The sequence below is a fragment of the Acinetobacter sp. YH12094 genome, from assembly GCF_013419295.1.
Taxonomy (GTDB): Bacteria; Pseudomonadota; Gammaproteobacteria; order Pseudomonadales; family Moraxellaceae; genus Acinetobacter; species Acinetobacter amyesii.
Map to the genome: position 1 here is coordinate 66,732 of NZ_VPAK01000003.1, position 19,000 is coordinate 85,731.

The 19,000-nt window shown below is 37.8% G+C and carries 19 protein-coding genes and 2 pseudogenes; 9 read left to right on the plus strand and 12 right to left on the minus strand.

Annotated features, from left to right (window positions below; genetic code table 11):
* Positions 1-2: 2 nt before the first annotated feature.
* The 4 genes from purT to FTU34_RS02680 form a co-directional block, all read right to left on the minus strand.
* The gene (purT, locus tag FTU34_RS02665; protein ID WP_180034642.1) at positions 3-1,217 is read right to left on the minus strand and encodes a formate-dependent phosphoribosylglycinamide formyltransferase; all 1,215 of its coding nucleotides are present in this window, start codon (positions 1,215-1,217) and stop codon (positions 3-5) included.
* A gap of 158 nt (positions 1,218-1,375) precedes the next feature.
* Entirely contained in the window at positions 1,376-1,993 is a 618-nt protein-coding gene (locus tag FTU34_RS02670) for a hypothetical protein (RefSeq protein ID WP_180034643.1), read from the minus strand.
* A gap of 116 nt (positions 1,994-2,109) precedes the next feature.
* Entirely contained in the window at positions 2,110-2,457 is a 348-nt protein-coding gene (gene ygaH, locus FTU34_RS02675; RefSeq protein WP_078189050.1) for an L-valine transporter subunit YgaH, read from the minus strand.
* Positions 2,454-3,206: an AzlC family ABC transporter permease gene (locus tag FTU34_RS02680; protein ID WP_078194362.1), complete on the minus strand. Its 753-nt coding sequence runs from the start codon at positions 3,204-3,206 to the stop codon at positions 2,454-2,456. The genes ygaH and FTU34_RS02680 overlap by 4 nt, the downstream gene beginning before the upstream one ends.
* 103 nt (positions 3,207-3,309) lie before the next feature.
* Here FTU34_RS02680 and FTU34_RS02685 point away from each other — a divergent pair, with 103 nt between their 5' ends.
* Together FTU34_RS02685 and FTU34_RS02690 are read left to right on the plus strand one after the other, a co-directional pair.
* Entirely contained in the window at positions 3,310-3,789 is a 480-nt protein-coding gene (locus FTU34_RS02685; RefSeq protein ID WP_180034644.1) for a hypothetical protein, read from the plus strand.
* A 436-nt stretch (positions 3,790-4,225) separates the two neighbouring features.
* Positions 4,226-4,384 carry a hypothetical protein gene (locus FTU34_RS02690; RefSeq protein ID WP_180133541.1) on the plus strand — a complete coding sequence of 53 codons (159 nt, stop codon included), beginning with the start codon at positions 4,226-4,228 and terminating at the stop codon, positions 4,382-4,384.
* Positions 4,385-4,480: 96 nt separating this feature from the next.
* On the opposite strand, the gene FTU34_RS02695 is transcribed toward FTU34_RS02690, so the two are convergent.
* Positions 4,481-5,188, minus strand: coding sequence for a Crp/Fnr family transcriptional regulator (locus FTU34_RS02695; protein ID WP_180034645.1), 708 nt, complete (start codon positions 5,186-5,188; stop codon positions 4,481-4,483).
* A gap of 100 nt (positions 5,189-5,288) precedes the next feature.
* On the opposite strand from FTU34_RS02695, the gene FTU34_RS02700 reads away from it, so the two are divergent.
* Positions 5,289-5,828 (plus strand): DUF962 domain-containing protein, encoded by a 540-nt coding sequence (locus tag FTU34_RS02700; RefSeq protein WP_180034646.1) that lies wholly within the window; start codon positions 5,289-5,291, stop codon positions 5,826-5,828.
* 65 nt (positions 5,829-5,893) lie between these two features.
* Here FTU34_RS02700 and FTU34_RS02705 read toward each other — a convergent pair whose 3' ends face one another.
* Positions 5,894-6,328 (minus strand): hypothetical protein, encoded by a 435-nt coding sequence (locus tag FTU34_RS02705; protein WP_257226204.1) that lies wholly within the window; start codon positions 6,326-6,328, stop codon positions 5,894-5,896.
* A 231-nt stretch (positions 6,329-6,559) separates the two neighbouring features.
* Positions 6,560-7,651, minus strand: a complete 1,092-nt coding sequence (ychF, locus tag FTU34_RS02710; RefSeq protein WP_078189045.1) for a redox-regulated ATPase YchF — start codon at positions 7,649-7,651, stop codon at positions 6,560-6,562.
* 269 nt (positions 7,652-7,920) lie between these two features.
* On the opposite strand from ychF, the gene FTU34_RS02715 reads away from it, so the two are divergent.
* Entirely contained in the window at positions 7,921-8,685 is a 765-nt protein-coding gene (locus FTU34_RS02715) for a glutathione S-transferase family protein (RefSeq protein ID WP_180034647.1), read from the plus strand.
* A gap of 81 nt (positions 8,686-8,766) precedes the next feature.
* Here the strand turns inward: FTU34_RS02715 and FTU34_RS02720 are convergent, their stop codons facing one another.
* Positions 8,767-10,095 carry a hypothetical protein gene (locus tag FTU34_RS02720; protein WP_180034648.1) on the minus strand — a complete coding sequence of 443 codons (1,329 nt, stop codon included), beginning with the start codon at positions 10,093-10,095 and terminating at the stop codon, positions 8,767-8,769.
* 482 nt (positions 10,096-10,577) lie between these two features.
* Here FTU34_RS02720 and FTU34_RS02725 point away from each other — a divergent pair, with 482 nt between their 5' ends.
* Positions 10,578-11,048, plus strand: a complete 471-nt coding sequence (locus tag FTU34_RS02725; RefSeq protein ID WP_067763303.1) for an Lrp/AsnC family transcriptional regulator — start codon at positions 10,578-10,580, stop codon at positions 11,046-11,048.
* A gap of 89 nt (positions 11,049-11,137) precedes the next feature.
* Here FTU34_RS02725 and FTU34_RS02730 read toward each other — a convergent pair whose 3' ends face one another.
* From FTU34_RS02730 to FTU34_RS02740, 3 genes and pseudogenes are all read right to left on the minus strand, one after another.
* Positions 11,138-11,890: a YebC/PmpR family DNA-binding transcriptional regulator gene (locus FTU34_RS02730; protein WP_180034649.1), complete on the minus strand. Its 753-nt coding sequence runs from the start codon at positions 11,888-11,890 to the stop codon at positions 11,138-11,140.
* Between the two features lie 300 nt (positions 11,891-12,190).
* Positions 12,191-12,760, minus strand: coding sequence for a 1-acyl-sn-glycerol-3-phosphate acyltransferase (locus FTU34_RS02735; protein ID WP_180034650.1), 570 nt, complete (start codon positions 12,758-12,760; stop codon positions 12,191-12,193).
* A 685-nt stretch (positions 12,761-13,445) separates the two neighbouring features.
* Positions 13,446-14,368, minus strand: a pseudogene (locus tag FTU34_RS02740) (IS5 family transposase); the annotation flags it as partial.
* A 120-nt stretch (positions 14,369-14,488) separates the two neighbouring features.
* On the opposite strand from FTU34_RS02740, the gene FTU34_RS02745 reads away from it, so the two are divergent.
* From FTU34_RS02745 to FTU34_RS02760, 4 genes and pseudogenes are all read left to right on the plus strand, one after another.
* The gene (locus FTU34_RS02745) at positions 14,489-14,692 is read left to right on the plus strand and encodes a hypothetical protein (RefSeq protein WP_180034651.1); all 204 of its coding nucleotides are present in this window, start codon (positions 14,489-14,491) and stop codon (positions 14,690-14,692) included.
* A 2-nt stretch (positions 14,693-14,694) separates the two neighbouring features.
* Positions 14,695-15,445, plus strand: a pseudogene (locus FTU34_RS02750) (putative type VI secretion system effector).
* The gene (locus FTU34_RS02755; protein ID WP_180034652.1) at positions 15,445-16,197 is read left to right on the plus strand and encodes a putative type VI secretion system effector; all 753 of its coding nucleotides are present in this window, start codon (positions 15,445-15,447) and stop codon (positions 16,195-16,197) included. The pseudogene FTU34_RS02750 and the gene FTU34_RS02755 overlap by 1 nt, the downstream one beginning before the upstream one ends.
* A 158-nt stretch (positions 16,198-16,355) precedes the next feature.
* Positions 16,356-17,345, plus strand: a complete 990-nt coding sequence (locus tag FTU34_RS02760; RefSeq protein WP_180034653.1) for a hypothetical protein — start codon at positions 16,356-16,358, stop codon at positions 17,343-17,345.
* 406 nt (positions 17,346-17,751) lie between these two features.
* Here FTU34_RS02760 and FTU34_RS02765 read toward each other — a convergent pair whose 3' ends face one another.
* Complete coding sequence (locus FTU34_RS02765) at positions 17,752-18,777, minus strand: SUMF1/EgtB/PvdO family nonheme iron enzyme (protein WP_180034654.1); 1,026 nt, start codon at positions 18,775-18,777, stop codon at positions 17,752-17,754.
* Positions 18,778-19,000 lie beyond the last annotated feature (223 nt).

A 19,000-nucleotide genomic window follows, 5' to 3' on the forward strand; every position in this document is an offset into this window, starting at 1 on the left:
ACTTAGTTTTGTTGAACACTGACTTGTTGTGCAGCATGTTGAGCAAGTTCACGCGCGTGATCTGTGGTTTCAGCGCGTGCTGTTGCTACGCCCATACGGCGACGTTTAAAGCCTTCTGGTTTACCAAAGAGGCGTAAATCGGTGTTTGGATTAGCCAAAGCAAGATTTAAGCCAGTAAATGATAAATTGGTATCATCCACGCCTGCATAGATGACTGCGCTTGCAGCAGTACTGTGTCGAGCAGTATTCACAGGCAGACCAAGAATGGCACGTGCATGCAGTTCGAATTCGCTTTGGAATTGCGATGCAAGAGTGACAAGGCCTGTATCGTGTGGACGAGGTGATACCTCACTAAACCATACTTTATCGCCTTTGACAAACAGTTCCACCCCAAAAATGCCACATCCACCTAATGCAATGGTTACTTTATTGGCAATACGCTTGGCTTCTTCTAAAGCAAGAGCAGTCATGAGTTGTGGTTGCCAACTTTCTACATAGTCACCAGCGTCTTGGCGGTGGCCAATTGGATCGCAAAATGATGTTTCAATTTCACCTGTTTCTGCATTTTTAGCACGAACAGTCAGCAGGGTGATTTCAAAGTCAAAGTCAATTTGTGATTCTACGATCACTGTACCTTGATTTACACGTCCACCTGTTTGTGCATATTCCCAAGCAGCATCGACTTCATCAAAGCTTTTTACACGTGACTGTCCTTTACCCGAAGACGACATGACAGGCTTAACAAAGTTTGGATAACCAATGTCATCGCATGCAGCACGGAACGCTTCAAGGGTATTGGCAAAGCGGTAGGCTGAAGTCGGGAGTCCAAGCTCTTCGGCAGCTAGACGGCGAATCCCTTCACGATTCATTGTCAGGTTGACAGCTTTTGCAGAAGGAATGACAGTGGCAATATTTTGTTCTTCAATCTCGACTAAAACTTGAGTCGCAATAGCTTCAATTTCAGGAACAATCAAATGAGGCTTCACTTGAGAAATTAAAGCTTTAAGTGCCTCAGGATCTGCCATATTTAAAGTATGAGAAAAATGTGCAACTTGCATGGCAGGAGCATGGTCATAACGATCGGCAGCATGAACTTCTACACCCAAACGTTGCAATGAAATCACAACTTCTTTACCGAGTTCACCAGAACCTAACAGTAAGACTTTATACGCTGAAGACTGAAGTGGAGTACCAATAGTGACGCTCATGTAAATCATCCATGCTTGATTTTATGGGAATTTAAGCATAGCAGAACTTGTTCGAGAGATAAGAGAGTGTTCACATAAATAAATGATATTGTCCAACAATTTTTTTTATATCTTTATGGGGGCGTTCGCTTAATTATGTACCTGCGAAAATCTTTAAATAGTGGTGTTTATTTGTTTTTATTTAAATTCACTTTAAATATGCCAGCATTTTTTACAGATGCAGGGAATGGCTCAATATCCAAATTTGCACATTGAAGCGCACGAAGCTGCACAGATGTTTGACGGAAGTTGGGCCAGTACAGCAATCCGAGCAGTGGTACGGCGCATATGCATAAAATCAATATTAAGCTAATTAAAATGGCAGTGAAATAGAGCGCGTCTGCAGCTACCGATAGAAGGTGAAATGATGAATTGAGCCATGCGCCAATGCTGAAAATACACAATAGAAAAATCAATAAGAAGTCGGTCAGCTGCAGAAAATTGCTAAACAAGCGGGGTATTGATATGTGTGAAAACATCAGGCGACGCGGATGTAAGTGCAGAATCTGCTGTGTGTAGTTATATAAGCCCACAATCGTCTTTTGCTGATTTTTCTCTATATAAATGGCGCGGATCTGATCTGCAGTTTGGTAATGTACAGCGCAGAAATTACCACTGAACAGCTGGCTTTGAATGAAGCATTGAAAATATACGCTTTCGATGGGTTTTTGCAGTCCCCAGCTTAATTCAGATGGTTGTCTAGAATGAATATAAATTTTGCCTTGAATACAATGGTGCTTTGCCATCTATTGGTTTTCGCTAGATTTTTTATGTTATGCGTTGACTATCTCATAAATATTGCTAATTAAAAGGCACAGGCTGAAGAAGCTTGTGCTTGAGGGGGATTGTCGCTGTCTCGGCTTTAGAGATGAAAAGGTATATAGGTATAGACTAAGCCGTAAGTCAGTGCCGCAGTCAGTGTAGCAGGGACAATTTTTTTAAACTTAAAATACAAGCCTGCAAGCACCGCAAATCCAACCAACATGGCAAAGCTTTTATTTGGGGTTTCAAGCAGAGGCGGTAAGGTTGCAACCACCAACATTGAACTAATTGCGGCAATGCCAATCGAGCCCAAAGCGATTTTGAGCCATAAAGAACCACGCTGTTGTGAACCTTGCTGAAATTTTTGAATAACAAAAAATGGCCCAAACCGTGATGCAAAATTCGCAATTCCGACCAAGATCCCGACCAAGATAATTTCTAGATTCATGATGCTTCACCCATATGTTCAGGATCAGGTTTTTTTAAGACATAATGTTTGAATAAACCGGCAAAAATACCAGAAGAAATACCGATAAAAATCGCAGCAGACAAGTCGATAAAGTAACAAGCAATCGCAGAAACAATAATTGTAACCGTGACCACAAATGTATGTTTTTTCTCAAATGCTGCGAGTAAAAAGCTTAAAAACAATGCAGGCAGTAGGAAGTCGAGTGCAGCTTGTAAAAATTGTGGAAGGTTGCTGACTTGATCGGCAAATAAACCGCCTAAAAATGAGCCTGTTGCCCAAGACAGCCAACTAAATAAGCTGAGTCCTAACATCCAAGATTCTGACCATTCTTGACGACGTTGCGACAGTTTGATCATACCTGATGCAAAAACTTCGTCGGTTAAACCCCAAGCCCAAACTGCCGTTTTCTTTAAATTGAGTCGGTCTTGAATCAGGTTTTGTAAAGCAGGACCGTAGAGCAAATGGCGTATATCGAGAGCAATCACAGTGAGTGCAGTCATCCAAATGGATGTTCCACTTCCCAGTAACGCAACGACGAGAAACTGACTGGCACCGGCATACATAGAGCAAGATAAAAATAAGGCTTCCCACGCAGTGAAACCAAATTGAGTCGCAGAAACCCCAAATGCAAAAGAAACAGGAAGATAGGTAAAGATAATGGCTTGACTATCTTTAGCACCTTGCCAAAAACCCGCAGGCTGAACTGTAGGAAGTTTGTGCTCAGACACGACACACCTTTGAAAGAGTTGAACAACAGGTCAAATGATGATTGAGTATTGTACTCGAATTCACTAGCATATTGCCGAATATGTTTGCTGAAATGAGCTGGATATGCAGAGGTTAAAGATGCGTGGGATACTGATTGTTTCATTATTGAGCAGCACGGTGTTGTTGCAGGCCTGTGGTAATGATGGAGCTGAACAAGCTCAAGTCGAAATTAAAGCAGCACCTAAATTAACCAATGATGCAACGGAGTATGCTGCCAAAGCTTGGGCGTTTATCAATGAAGCCGATCCGATTGTTTATGCAAAGCAAGTCGATCAGATGGAAGAGAAAGTTCGTATTCCAGCGCGTAAATTGAGTACGGAATGGCGGATCAATGTCAAAATGACCGATTCTGTGACTGAAGGGAAATATGCACTATGTCGTAAGGCATTAACAAGTCTGGAAATTTGGGCACGTGAAAGTATTGATCAGAGTTCGACTGTTGCACAGAAGCAAGCAGATTATGAGCGTGATAAAAATCAATGCAAAGGTGCGATTGAAAACCCTGAACTCGGAAATACCGATCCGAAAAAAGTAGGCATTTAACCCGATCAAAGCAGTGAATTTTCACTGCTTTTTTTTTGGAAAATATCAAAAAACAAGAATAAATCTATAATAGAAGATTGGAAAATCCTCCTAAAATCATCGCTATTTCATATAAAAAATTAAATCAGTGCGCTGCCGTAGTATTGAGCTAAATTCCAAATTGCATGGTTGTTTTCTGAAGTTAAATAGATAAAAAGCATTGATTATTAAGTACATAATTATTTTTTATAAAGATTCATTGATAAAAAACACTCCATTTTAGAATGCTAATCGTCTGTCTTTTTCTTTAATTAATATCTTTAAAATATTAATAATATAAAGTATGAATAATGTGATAAAAAATTAAAATTATCATTATTTGATAAAATATGTAAAAATTAATGCGTAAAAGATGAAGTATGTAAGTTAAATTAAAGATGTTGAATAGGTGATTAAGATGAAAAAAACATTAATGATGTTATCGGTTTTGGCTGTTTTGACTACAGCGGTCAATGTACAAGCAGCGACTGAAGACAAATCAGAAGCATCAACTCAAGAAGTTGCAGCATGTACAAATGGTTTTGACAGTGTAAATGTTTGCCAATTATTGTCGTGATCAAAACTCGATAAAGCGAAGTGCCACAAATAAAAGCAAAATAACTATAAAGAATCATTCTGGTGCAATTAAATGCACTTATTTAAATCACAAATGTCAGACATCATGCACAGGAAGTGCATGAGCAATCTGATGTAACTGCGCTAGATCTAAAATTTCAATTTGTTTAAACGCTACACGAAGAACCTGCATTTTTTCCAACTGCTGAAGCTCTTGATTGACTGATTGTCTTGAGCAATTCATCAGTTGCGCGAGTTGTTCCTGTGAGATGTGTATGGTGTGTTGCTCAATTTCCAAATGATTTCCATATCCATTTAAAATAAACAGCAGACGCTGTGCGAGACGTTGACTTAAACTTTGCGTTTGTAAGGCAATGAGTTCCATAAAGGCATAGCGAAGTTTTTGACTGGTGAGCTGGGCAATATGAAACCAAAACTCAGGGTGTCGTTGTAATAATTGCTGAATTGCTTGAGTCGGTAAGTGTAATAAGGTGGATTTTTTGATACAGATGGCATCGTGAGAGCGTGGTAATTGGTCAACCAAGGATATTTCGCCAAACCACATAATCGGCTCAGCAATGGCGGCAATCGCTTCTTTGCCATGAATATCAATATAGCCTAAGCGAACTGCGCCTTCTAAGACAGCATACATACCATTAAAACGCTGTCCTGATAAAAAAACACGTGCGTCTTTTTCGAAAGTTAAGGTTAGGGCATGGCGGCAGATAAAGTCTTGGAAGGAAACTTTTAAGCCTGAATACCATACATTTTTATTGAGTTGATGCACATATTGAGCGTCCAGCACAGCATATCCTTATTTTATGGTCTAACTTGTCTATTAGCTGACAACTTTATTGATGCATTTTTTATATAGTGAAATGAGTGAATGAACAAGGAGTAAGTTAATGAGCAAACTTGAAAGATTGCTAAGCCAATATGCAGCATATCATTTAGATCGAAAAAATGTGCTAACGCATTTTGTGGGTATTCCGCTTATTGTGTTTTCGATTATGTGTCTAACCGCACGAGCAGGGCTGATGATTTCAGGTTTTGAACTGACCCTTGCATTGTTGTTGATTATTGCCAGTGTCATCTATTACCTGAGTTTAGATAAAATTTTCGGTTTGATCATGCTTTTGGTGTTTGCAATCACATATCCCTTAGCCTTAATGATCGCAAAAATGAGCCTTATGTCTTGGCTGATCTGGAGTGTGGGGATCTTTGTAGTGGGTTGGATCATCCAGTTTATCGGTCATTATTATGAAAAGAAAAAGCCTGCGTTTATGGATGATGTCATTGGCTTGGCAATAGGGCCTTTATTTGTTCTAGCTGAGTTTGTGTTTCTACTAGGCTTTCGTAAAGAGCTTGAACAACGCATGCTGACAGAAGCAAGAAGACAGCGCGCAGAGATGGATGCAAAAGCATTACATACTGCTCACCCATAAATGATTTAAATAAAAAAGCCGAATAATTCCAGCTTTTTTTTTACGATGTGTTAATTCTCAACTGTTTAGGATTTAACAGCTGCTTTATGTTGTTCCGCAGCGACCTTTTGTGCAGCGATTTTTGCTTTTGCGTCAGTATTTGCAGCTTTGGCAGCATGGGCTGAAGTTTTAGCTTCTGATTTTGCTTGTGTTGCAAGATGCTGTGCTTGAGCTGCATCATGTTTTGCTAATTTTTGATTATGTTTCACTTTACTCTGAGCCAATTGGCTGGCTTGTTTTGCATCGTGTCGAGCGACTTTTGCATCATGCTGCGCAACTTGTGCTGCATGTGTAGCAGTACGTTCCTGATGTTTTGCATCTTTAGCAATGGAAACACAAGTACCACCTTTATGGTTTGCACCTGTACCACCTGTAAGTGTGGTGCCTTGTGGACATGCAAACGCAGTTGCACTAAGCATTGTAAAGATACCTGCTGTTAGAATTGTGCTGATTTTTTTCATTGCTATTGTTCTATGAAAATAGGCATTAGTGCCTATGGGTAAATTTATAGCAGAACGGTAGAGATTTAAGTCGTTGCACTGTGGTGACTCAGCAACCAAATCATGTATTCGTGTCGATATAATTTTGTTTTTAAGCAGGTTTTAAGTTTTTAAATATGCTTATTTTTTGGCTTGGGCTTTTGCCTAAAATTAAAAAAGCCAGCAAATTGCTGGCTTCTTATGAGTACTGTCTTATACGTTAAAACGGAAGTGTAGAACATCGCCATCTTGAACGATGTATGTTTTACCTTCTAAACGCCATTTACCTGCTTCTTTAGCACCAGCTTCACCGTTGTATTGAACGAAGTCGTTGTAGGCAACACATTCAGCACGAATAAAGCCTTTTTCGAAGTCAGTGTGAATCACACCAGCAGCTTGAGGTGCAGTTGCACCAATTTTCACTGTCCAAGCACGAACTTCTTGTACACCCGCTGTGAAGTATGTTTGAAGGCCGAGTAAGCCATAACCTGCACGAATAACTACGTTTAGACCAGGTTCTTCCATGCCTAAAGCTTCAAGGAATTCCGCACGATCTTCATCTTCAAGTAATGAAATTTCTGCTTCGATTTGGTTGCAAAGTGGAACCACAATCGCATTTTCTTCAGCAGCTAATTTTTGCACTGCTTCTAAGTGAGGGTTATTTTCGAAACCATCTTCTGCAACGTTGGCAATATACATGGTTGGTTTAAGGGTTAAGAACCCATAACCACGCACCAATTTACGTTCATCTTCATCAAGGTCAGCTGCACGCGCAGGTTTACCTTCATCCAGTAAAGGTAAGATTTTGTCTAAAACAGCTTTGGTCGCAATCGCTTCTTTATCGCCACCTTTTGCAGATTTTGCTAGACGTGTAATTGCTTTAGAAACAGCTTCTAAGTCAGCAAGTGCAAGTTCAGTGTTGATTGTTGCGATATCGTCAAGTGGATCAATTTTGCCATTTACGTGAATGACATTCTCGTCTTCAAAACAACGTACAACATGTGCAATAGCATCCGTTTCACGAATGTTGGCTAAGAATTGGTTACCAAGGCCTTCACCTTTAGATGCACCAGCAACGAGACCTGCGATATCCACAAATTCCATCGTGGTTGGGACAACACGTTGTGGGTTTACAATTTCAGCAAGTTTATCCATACGTGGGTCAGGTACAGGTACGATCCCAGTATTTGGCTCAATTGTACAGAATGGGAAGTTTTCAGCAGCAATCGCAGCTTTGGTTAATGCGTTGAAAAGCGTTGATTTACCAACGTTCGGCAGGCCGACAATACCACAGTTAAAACCCATGAAATAACTCACAAAGTATTATAAAAAAATTGTGGATGATTTTACATGAAAGCCATAATAAAGTCAGGTGATATGGGAAGGAGAATGTATAACTTATTGAATCGCGCTGAGATCGAGATGAATTCACGTCTGAATAAAGCTTGAGTTGCACTACGGATGCAGAATAGGTGCAAAAATGACATTGTGTTTCAATAACACAGTGACTAAAGTATCCCTATAAAATTACTGGGTTTTATAAACCACAGTTACAACAAAAACTTGGAGCATTTATGCGAACTCTCTACCAGTTTCCACTCTCACATTTTTGTGAAAAGGCGCGCTGGTTACTCGATCATAAAGAGTTGGATTATGTGGCTCATAATTTAATGCCGGGTGTACATCGTGCATTTGCACAGCTTAAAACAGGGCAAAACAAATTACCGATTTTACGTGATCAAGATCATTGGGTTGCAGATTCAACTCAAATCGCCTTTTACTTGGATGCGACCTACCCCGAACATAGTCTGATCCGTCCAGATGTCAAACTGCGTGAAGACGCTTTAGAAATTAATGAACTCTCCATTGAGTTAGGCCAACATGTGCGCCGTTGGGGGTTGGCACATGTATTAAATGAAAGTGAAGAATCACTTGATATTTTAATTGGTGAAAAGGGATATTTACGTCAGTTTGAAAAATATTCCAAGCCCATTATAAAGGCACTGGTTTCTAAAGGTTATCAATTAGATACGGATAAGGTTGCGGCATCGCGTGAACGATTGGAGGAAATTGTGGTTGATTTAAATCAACGTCTGATCGAACAAGGTGGGCGTTATTTTGTAGGCGACCGATTAGGTTTGGCTGATATTGCTGTGTGTTCAATGTTGGCGCCGATATTGGAGATTGTCGGAACGCCGTGGGAAAAAGAGCATGGCGAAACCTTGTCAGAAGAGTTTAAAGCTTACAAAGCCTATTTGAGCGATTTGCCTTTAGGTCAATATGTGCAACGTATATACCAAACAGAACGTAACGCACGGGTAGATTGGCGTGGTGTATAAGCTCTTTATATGAAAACTTTGCGTCATACTGCTTTAAAAAAGCGCGCCTAACAGCGCGCTTTTTCATCAGACATTCAATCCTTAAATATAGCTTTGTTGTTGAATATCCAAAATATTCAGTACTGGACTGATACTATCGGCTTGTAAAGTATTCAGCGGCATAACAGGGTAGAAGATATTGCCTAGCGCATCCTTAATACTTGGGATGATGGTGGAGATATCAAAATCACCTTGAGCAGAACCTAAATTTTCCAATAGGTCATTAATATTCGGTAATTGGCCCGTGAGGTTTTCAGTCAATTGGTTGAACTGATCCGTGATAGAACCAAGATCAATTTTTTCAGGAGCAAGATTGCCAAGTAAATCGCCAAGATCTGGAATGGTCAGTTGATCGAGGAACTGAGTCGCTTCACCATTACTGTCCATCAGAGCAATGACTGGTTTCAATGAATCAATCACTTGATTTAATTCAGTTGAAAGCGTCAGTAAGGATGGATTGTTGACCACATCCAAAATGGTGCTCACGCTATTTAATACATCATAAATCGCTTTGACGGTTTGAGCCTGATCCGTATCGATGACATCGCTTTTTGCCAGTAAATCTAGAAGCGGATTAAGTCCTTTGATCACCCCTGAAATGGTCTCAGGGACATTCCCTTGGTTGGCTGATGAAATGGCGGTCACTAGATTGGTCACACTTCCAATCACTGTCGGTAAAGCATGACTCAACTGTTCCATATCAATAGTTGAGTTATCTTTATTGATTGAGGCTAATAAAGGCAGGAGGGCAGTCGTTGCACCTTGTGCAATTTGCCCAAAGTCGATGTTTCCAGAAGACGAGCTCCCAATCATCTGAATAATGGGTTGCGCATATTCTAAAACTTGGCTGAGTGTATTGATAATTTGTGTTGCATCCGTTGACCCTGTTGCGCTTCCAAGCATAGCAAGCAGTGGTTTGATGGCATTTACAGCGCTACTAATATTGTCAGGAAGATTGGCTTGATTATTGGTGCTACTCAGTAAACTTTGCAAGCTGTTGACAATGGTAGGTAAGGATTGAACCAACTGATTCATCTCTGTCGAGCCAGCGTTGCTACCTAAGTTTTGTAGGAGTGGTTGCAGAGTTGTCATCAATGTCTTGAGTGCATCCGAATTTGAACCGTTATTAGATGTTAGACTTTGAATCGTGCTAATCAGTTGGGGCAGCGTTTTAGTCAGTGCGCTAAAATCAAAAGACTTTGTCCCACCTAAATTATCTAATAATCCTGTCAGCGTATCCGTGATGTTTGTTGTAGGTTTAAGCGGGCTAAGTAGGTTACTGACCGTGCTGCTAATTGTACTGAGCTGTAGGGAAGGACTAAGTACAGAACTTAATTTTGAGCTGAGTGAACTCAGTGATTTAATTGCCATGTTTATTCTTCCGTTTTTGTTTTTTTGTATATTTATGAACCGCCGCTATTTTTTAATGTAATTACCAAACCAAGTAAATAAGTGAAAAAAATGAAATGTGACATAGAGCGCACATTGAAAAATAAAGTAAAAATAAAAAATTGAAAAATATAAATAAAATATCTTTCCCTTTTATCAGAAATTGATTTATTCAGATCAATGGAATGCATCGAGAAGCTTTATTGGTAGGTTGTCTAAAGACGTTATTTAGAATATAAAAACTAAACTTTGATGAAAAAACATTCATTTAAACACGATATTTATGCAAATTATTATGTTCATAATGCATATGAGCTTTATTATTTTTAATAAATCATGCTATACATGAGAAAACTTGCACATAAATGCTGATTTTAAAATTTAAAATAACATTGAAAATGACAACAGGTGTTTGATGAATCTGGATCATCAGCACTGTTTTCAAAAATGGCTGGAGTAGACTGATGGAACTAGACCGTTTTGATAAACAAATTTTAGAAATTTTGACCCATGAAGATGTCAATTTAAATGAACTGTCAGAGCGGGTGAATTTATCGGTCAGTTCAGTTCATCGTCGGATCAAACAATTGATTGATCACAATATTATCAGTGGTCTAAAACGTGAAATTAATTATCAAAAATTGGGCTTTAGTTTGCATGTGCTGCTACAGGTGTCCTTAAGCAAACATGATACAGATACTTTTGCTAAATTTTTAGAAGAATTAGAAAGTATTCCAGAAGTCATTAATGCATTTTTAGTGACAGGGCAGTCGGCAGATTTTATTGTTGAAGTCGTTGCGCGTGATATGGAGAATTATAGTGAAATTTTACTCAAACGTATTGGTAAAATTGAACATGTGGTTGCATTACATTCAAGTTTTGTAATTAAGCAATATAACGTTTTTAACTGTAATGGATTGTTAAATAAGGTTTAAATACAGCTCTCATATATAAACTCAAACAGTTGAAAGCTAGGCAATAAAAAACGCACCGATGGGTGCGTTTTATACTTCAGTCGATTGAATTATAGAGCTTCTAACTCAGCCATTACTTCATCGGTGAATTCAACGTTGGTATACACGTTTTGAACGTCGTCTAGATCTTCAAACATATCAATCATTTTGATGATTTTTTTCGCTTGTTCGATATCTGAAATCAACGCTTTAGTTGAAGGGTTCATGACCACTTCGGCGTTATCAGATTTTAGACCTGCTGCAGCAAGTGCATCCTGAACTTCACCGAAAGTTTCTGGTGTAGTGATAACTAGAATTTCTTCTTCGTCCACTTCGATGTCTTCAGCACCTGCTTCTAAAGCGATGTCCATGATTTGATCTTCTAAAGAAACATCTTCAAAAGTAATCTCACCACGTTTGGTAAACATATAAGCCACTGAACCTGCAGTACCTAAATTACCATCAGTTTTCGAGAAGCAATGACGAACGTCAGGAACAGTACGGTTTAAGTTATCCGTCATTGTTTCAATGATGACTGCAACACCACCAACGCCATATCCTTCGTAGGTTACTTCTTTTAGATCGGTATTTTCTTCACCGCCCACACCACGTTGGATCGCACGGTTAATGGTGTCACGTGTCATGTTTGCAACTAATGCTTTTTCAACAACAGCACGTAAACGTGGGTTAGACGCTACATCACCGCCGCCTAAGCGTGCAGCTGTCACGATTTCACGGATAAATTTTGTGAATACTTTAGCGCGGCTTGCATCTTGTTTTGCTTTACGATGCTTAGTATTAGCCCACTTGGAATGACCCGCCATGCGAAATATGCTCCTTGTAGATTGGCCTTATGCCTATCAAATTGAGCAAATTCTACCATAATGGCTTTTTTGTGTGAAAGTACTGGATTTCATGAATTGAGTAGTTGAAAAAAAAATATCCAAATTTGAGAAAATAATGCGAAATGTCTAAACGCCCGTACTGTAATTTTTCTTATGATGAGAATCGGGCTAAAAGGGGGAGTCTGATCCTGTTATAACAGGAAGATATAAATGTACAATGCGTGGAGCACGATACATTTATATCTTTAAATACGTAGTTCGTTAAAACGTGAATTGCGCTTAGTGTTTATTTTTAGGTTCAGGGATCACGATATCTAAACCTACTTTATCTTTATAGAGCTGCTTGATTAAGGCTAAATCGTGATCGAGCTCAGTCGGGTAAATCTTACCGAAAATACCACCTTGTTTGGTTTTTGAGTTGGCATACATTAATACAATCGGCACACCTGCTGCTTTAGCAATATACCAAAAGCCTGTACGAATTGGTTTTCGTGCTTCACCACGTACTGCACGGGTCGCTTCTGGAGCAATGACTAAATTAAATTTTTCGCTAGCTTCAAAATGCTTAACCATTTGAGTCACTATGTCTTTATTGGCTTTACGGTCTACAGGAATACCGCCAATCGCTTCAAGAACAGGTTTAAATGGACCTTTAAAGAGTTCTTTTTTAATCAGCGTGTGAATTTTGATGTCGTAAATTTGGCAAAGGGCCAATGAAAGAACAGCATCCATCATTGAGGTGTGTTCAAAGCCGACGATCACTTGTTTATTTTCTAAAACATCAGGTTCTACGTGGTATTTCCAGCCTGCCAATTTAAATGCAGATTCGCCAATAAACTTTTTCAACATAGTCGGTGATACGGTGATTTTAAAAAGGTGTAATTTCTGCTTGTTTGGATCATGAGTCAAGAGGATTTAAGTGAGCTTTGATCTGAATTGTGCATATATTACAAATCGGAATAAGAAGGGGGATTGAAGACTGATACTTTTTAGCAATAAATCGGCTAAATTTTATATGGTAAAGCTATCATCATAGATAAAAATACTCTTAAAAATTTGCTAAATATGGCTAGGCACCGTCAGAAATTCTTATTAGACTTTTGTCGTAGGTTAAAACTTTTAACCTGTTGGTCTTAACTCGTTTTCTAACGGAGAACTCAAGCATGATTTATTTAACTGCTGTGTTATTCGCTGTTGCAATGTTTGCTTTGATTGTTATTTGGTCAATTATTGAGTTTTATTTGGACTTAAGAAAGCCTGAACAGGTTGAGTCTTAATATTGGCCGAAATTTATAGGCCCCGTAGTTGATTTATTAATACCATATATTTTATATAATAATTATGTTTAATTAATAGTAAAAAGATATTAATGTGGTTTTGTTATTGAGTCTTGAGCTTGTATCTCAATAGATATTTTTTAGATTTTCAATATTAGATATTCTTGAGCAGGTTTCAGAAATGGCTATTCCTTGTTGTAAAAGGCTTTGATGCATAAACCTTCAAAGGGTGAGTTATCCCCAATCCATTTAAATTTAGTGACAACTTGGGTGTGAGGTCTACCTAATTCCGTAAACCTATTCAGAACTGCCACTCGCGCATAAATTTCATTAACCTGACTTTGAAAATGTCTTGCCGTCAGCTTATCTCCTAATTATTTGATGCAATGCATCTTGGTTTCCACCAAACTGCGACGGTGATAGCCTGACAGTTTTCCATAGAGTTCTGCCTAAATGTTTAACCGTTTGAAGTAACTTATTTGCTCTAACGAGCTAGCTTTTTATCTTTCCATAGCTTTGCATTTTTCTTAGGTGGAATCACTGCATGTGCTTGACGATCTAAATTCACTTGTCTGCAGCACTTCGTGTCGTACGCCCCATTGGTATAGACAGAATCTATTCCCTCATCTAGTGGTATTTGTTCCAGAAAATCACTAAGTACTTGTGAATCACTGACATTATTTTTCGTAAGCTGAACAGCACGTCTTTGAAGCGTTTCAGCATCAATACCAATATGCAGTTTATGCCATTGCCGACGTTATTCAGGCTGATGCTTTTTACGCTTCCATTCGCCTTCACCTAAAAATTTTAAACCCGTAGAGTCGACAAGTAAGTGTAACCCACTACGACTTTTCTGATAGCTTATTACAATATCCATATGCTTTAGTCGTCTACAAAGGGTAGAGTACGAATATCACTGATATTCGGGGCTGCTCAGCCACAGAGTTTAATCAGGCTATAGCAAAGCCTGTGACCATGCGTAAAGTAAGGTGGAATAGAGATTTGATCATTAAAACAGCATTGAATCGCTGTATCGGAATAAGTTTGATTTCGTCCGTGCTAACTTTGTGGTTACGCATACCATTGGGTCTTAGGATCAAACCAGATTGAAATATTTCTTCGCTTGATGAAAGCTTTGTTATATGCGGACCAATTTAGTTGTCAGGTAGATTTTTATCAAGTTAGCACTTACCGTTGGACAGATTGGTCTTCTTGTTAGTGCTGTTGCGCCACATCTGGGTTCAGCTGTACTTAAAAATGTGACAACAAAACTTTCGCAACATGCAGTCATGGCTTTTTAATGAGTGTACGTGTGATTGCTGGTTTGAATGTAATAACATTAAGTCTGGTTGCTGTTGAAATAGAACTAAAAAATGGGTCTGACGATGCTTTAGAAGATTGGTGTCAAAAAACACCTTTCAGGAAAGCGAATAGTAAAGAGACCCCTTTTAAAAATGAAGATGAAGAATATCAAGAATTTGTAAAAGCGGTAGTGAGTGTTTGATTATGCATGATTTGGTGAAATTTGAAGGTCGTATTGAAGCGCTAGAAATCCATAATGGTGTGTTAAATACTTTGGGGGGAGCAGGGGATAACTTAATCAAGTCTTCAGCGATTTTAAGTACAGTGGCTGGTAGTGTTTCATTGGGTGCACAAACGGTTTTTTTAGCCACACAGAGCCGTTTACATATACAAACTGTGGTGATGAACATAGAAGGCAAAGTCTGTGTAGGTCAGTTTCACCGTGCATTGTTAGCAGCAAATGAATATGTCATTTGTATTGCTAAGCAAATTGAACCCAATGTATATGAGTTATGTTCAGTGCTTAGTCCAAAAACAGGTTTACTGCATATGCAAATGGGTATGGGTGCAGCCGATAAACCTGCATATAAGTCAATGATGAAAGGTGGAATAGTCTGGTATGCAATTAGTGTTATTGGAGTTTTTTTAATTTTTATATTTAATGGTGATCTTACCCAGGAAATGTTTTTAATTTTAGCTGTAGCTAGTATTTTATTTTATTTTTATGTTTATTGTTAAAAATGCATTTAATTCATTACGCCATATGAATGAAAAGTCAGAACAAGTTTTTAAGATGTATGGATTTAAAAATCCAAAAGAGATTTATTTGCTGACGGCTCGACATCAAGATGATAATGCAAAATTAATATTAGAATCGGTTTATGAATACCGTAGAGCGATTGATGATGATCCTTACCCTGAAGTTTATATAGCAGAACAAGAAAAGAAAAATTAATGTATTTATATGATTTGGTGAAATTTGAAGGTCGTATTGAAGCGTTAGAAATCCATAATGGTGTGTTAAATACTTTGGGGGGAGCAGGAGATAATTTAATTAAGTCTTCAGCGATTTTAAGTACAGTTGCGGGTAGTGTTTCATTGGGGGCACAAACAGTTTTTTTAGCCACGCAAAGCCGTTTACATATCCAAACTGTGGTGATGAACATAGAGGGCAAAGTCTGTGTGGGTCAGTTTCACCGTGCATTGTTAGCAGCAAATGAATATGTCATTTGTATTGCTAAGCAAATTGAACCCAATGTATATGAATTATATTCAGTACTTAGTCCAAAAACAGGTTTACTGCATATGCAGATTGGAATGGGGTCATCTGTGAAAAAGTTTCATTCGTCGGTTAAGAAAGGAGGCTATATTTGGTTCGCCTTAGCTGTTTTGACTACTATTTTTATTTGGATTATTTTACCTGGAGATTATTCAGTTGAAAATATCTCAATTTGGTTTTTTGGGTATTTTATCTTATATTTTATTTTTATATACATTATAAAAAGTTCTGCAAATTCATTAATATATCTCAGTGAAAACTCAGAACAAATTTTTGACTTGTATGGCTTTAAACATCCTCAAGAAATATATCTATTTACTGCACGACATGAAGATACATCAGAGAAATTAATTTTAGAATCTATTTATGATTATCGAAAAGTTATTAAAGATGATCCTTATCCTGAGGATTATTCTGATAAGAAATGAAAAAGTCTATTTTATCTTTAATTACATATTCTGCCCAAGCAAGATAATGATATCCAAAAATGGATTTGTAAATTTTTGCTGATCTACAGATCAGAGTATATCAAGATTCCAAACGATTGAAGAACAAATATTAGGTTTAAAGTTGGTATTTCGTAAGTATGAAAAGTAAAATCAAAAAACATGTCTTTGGCTATGATGTATTTAAACAAGATGTTCCTTTTTCTCAATTAGAAGAAGGAGATATTTTAATGACGACAGATAATGATTCTAAAAGAAATCATAATTGGTCATTCTTAAAAATGAATGATGATTTTATTGAATTGATTGATCAATCCTATGCACGACTTGGAAAGGCCATCAGCCCATTATTTCTCTCATTGCCAATTATTTTATTGGCTTTATATTTAGGGATATCTCCATTTTTTGATGATTATATTAATTTTGCTGAAACAGCTTTATTTGTGTTAATTGCTGTATTTATGATTTTTTTAATTCTCTACGCTTTTCTTAGCCCATATTTTAAATACGATCATAAACAACCTATTTGTAAGCCTGTTCTTTTTAATAGAAAAACAGGTAAAGTTTTTTTCTATATTAATGATCAAGAATATATAGAAAAGAAATGGACAGATGTAGTTTATATTATGGGCAGTAGTTTTGGGTTGTCTGGCATTCCATTACGAGAGCTTCGGGCACATATCATCGAAGACGGCATCCTAAAACATACCTTTGTGATTGGCTTTCCAATGATTGGAATATTTCGTACTCAAGGTTTATGGACTTTTATTTGTCATTTTATGATGAAAGGACCAGAGGAGCTTTACCCCAAACCGCATCCTATGTACGGTACCATCGATCCGTTTACCCAACTAACCTATTGTCAAAAGGTCGTGGGTGCAAAAGAAAGTTGGAGAGATACATGGAAATCATTTCGAATCATTTATCATTATAATTGGGTTCCAGCATTGTTTTCTTATCCCTTTGATGTGTGTAACTTTGTGGCGCGAAGAATTTTATTGCATATCAAACCATTGCCTGTTTGGCATGATGATGTGATAAGAAAAAATAAAATGAATTTACAGCGGCCAGAAGAAATCAGTGCAAAAGATAATTTTGAATTTACGATGTTTAAAATGATGGATAAATAAAAAGCTCTTTCGATTTTTCAATATAAATTAAGGGAATAGGCTGAAGAGGATTACCACCTAACGCCTACATCAAAGTCACGTAAGCATTGTATTAGCTTATTATTTATTGATTTCAATTTGATGCGAAAAAATAAAGCATTATGTCTGTGAGCCGCAGAGTTTTGTACCGTTGTTGCAAACGGGCTATAGATGTTTTATCAAGCTTTCAGAAACGCCTGACTATACTCAATTTTAGCATGAACATTATTGGGTTTATAAAGATCCGATATGGAAAGCCGAAACACGAAAAAATAAAGCTGAATTGGAGCGGGTCCTTTTGATAGAGATACACTGTTGGTAAGCAATATTGAGATGATTGATACTTCACTAGAATCAAATAACCAAAATGGAACGTATAAAGTTTAAATTAATTTATACAACGAAATGCGGTATCTTGGCTTCCATCAATAGTATTGCCATGCTCTTTGAACATAGCGGATGGAGGGGCTTTTTGACGGTAAATATTCATGCCATCACCACCAGCAGCATTATCACCACCTTGTGGAAAGGAGCTGCGCAAGACTTTTTCTGTGCCATCTTTAGGGCCTTGTGGATTCTTAACAGGTGACTCTGCATAGTAGTTTTCGCTATACCAATCTCTGACCCATTCAGTATTATTTGTCACCATATCGTAGATTCCCAAAGGATTTGGTGATACTTTTCCTAATATAGGAAGATGTCCATAATTATTATACCCATATTTAACAGAATTGGTTTTGAGTTGTTCATAGCTTGCAATATTTACCCCATTTTTCATGGTGCCATCATTGGTTGCATAGAGAAGGTATTGTCCACGGTTTCGGGCAGCATATTCCCATTGTGCTTCTGTCGGTAAATCCATTTTTTGCCCCATTTGATTGCCTAACCACTGACAATACTTTTGTGCATTGTACCAATTTGCACCTGCTGGGAGTTTATGAAAAATTTCCTTTGGATAGTCTTCTAAATAATCTGGTTGTACTTGATTGGTGGCCTTGAGATAGATCAAATAATCTTGCAAAGTAATTTTATTATTGGTCATCTTTAAGCTGTCTAAGACCACTTTATGCGGTGGTTTATTATCTTTATCAGATGAATAACCTACATAGCTATTGTAGGGAGGTGTCTCGACATTGCCTTTGGGATTCGTTACTGCCACACTATCTGGAGCTGTTTTTTCTAGTTCTTTGGTGATGGTGCCGAAATCCCCCATAATAAATGAACCACCTTGTACATTCACCATATTTTTCTTTGTGCGCTCGACAAGCTCATGAATTTCACTCTGTAAACTTGGATCAGTTACTTTCTGATTGGCTTGCTTTTGATAAGATTCAGGTGGCTCTGATGGCGTTTTAGCACAAGCCGTTAATGTCAGGCTCGAGAGGAAAATAAAAGCGAATTTTCGATTAATCATATTTTTTAAAATTATAGAGTTGTTTAAATATTATCAAAGAATAAAACAAATTTAATATCTCAAAAAGTAAGTTTTTATATTTATTGAGTCAACTCTAAATATGGCTACCAGCTAAGATTTACATCAAGGTCATGCAAGCATTATCTTAATTTTACTTAACCCGAAGCAAGATTAATTGATCCATGGCGTAACACACTGGTCAACTCGTACAGCCTCTTTGTTT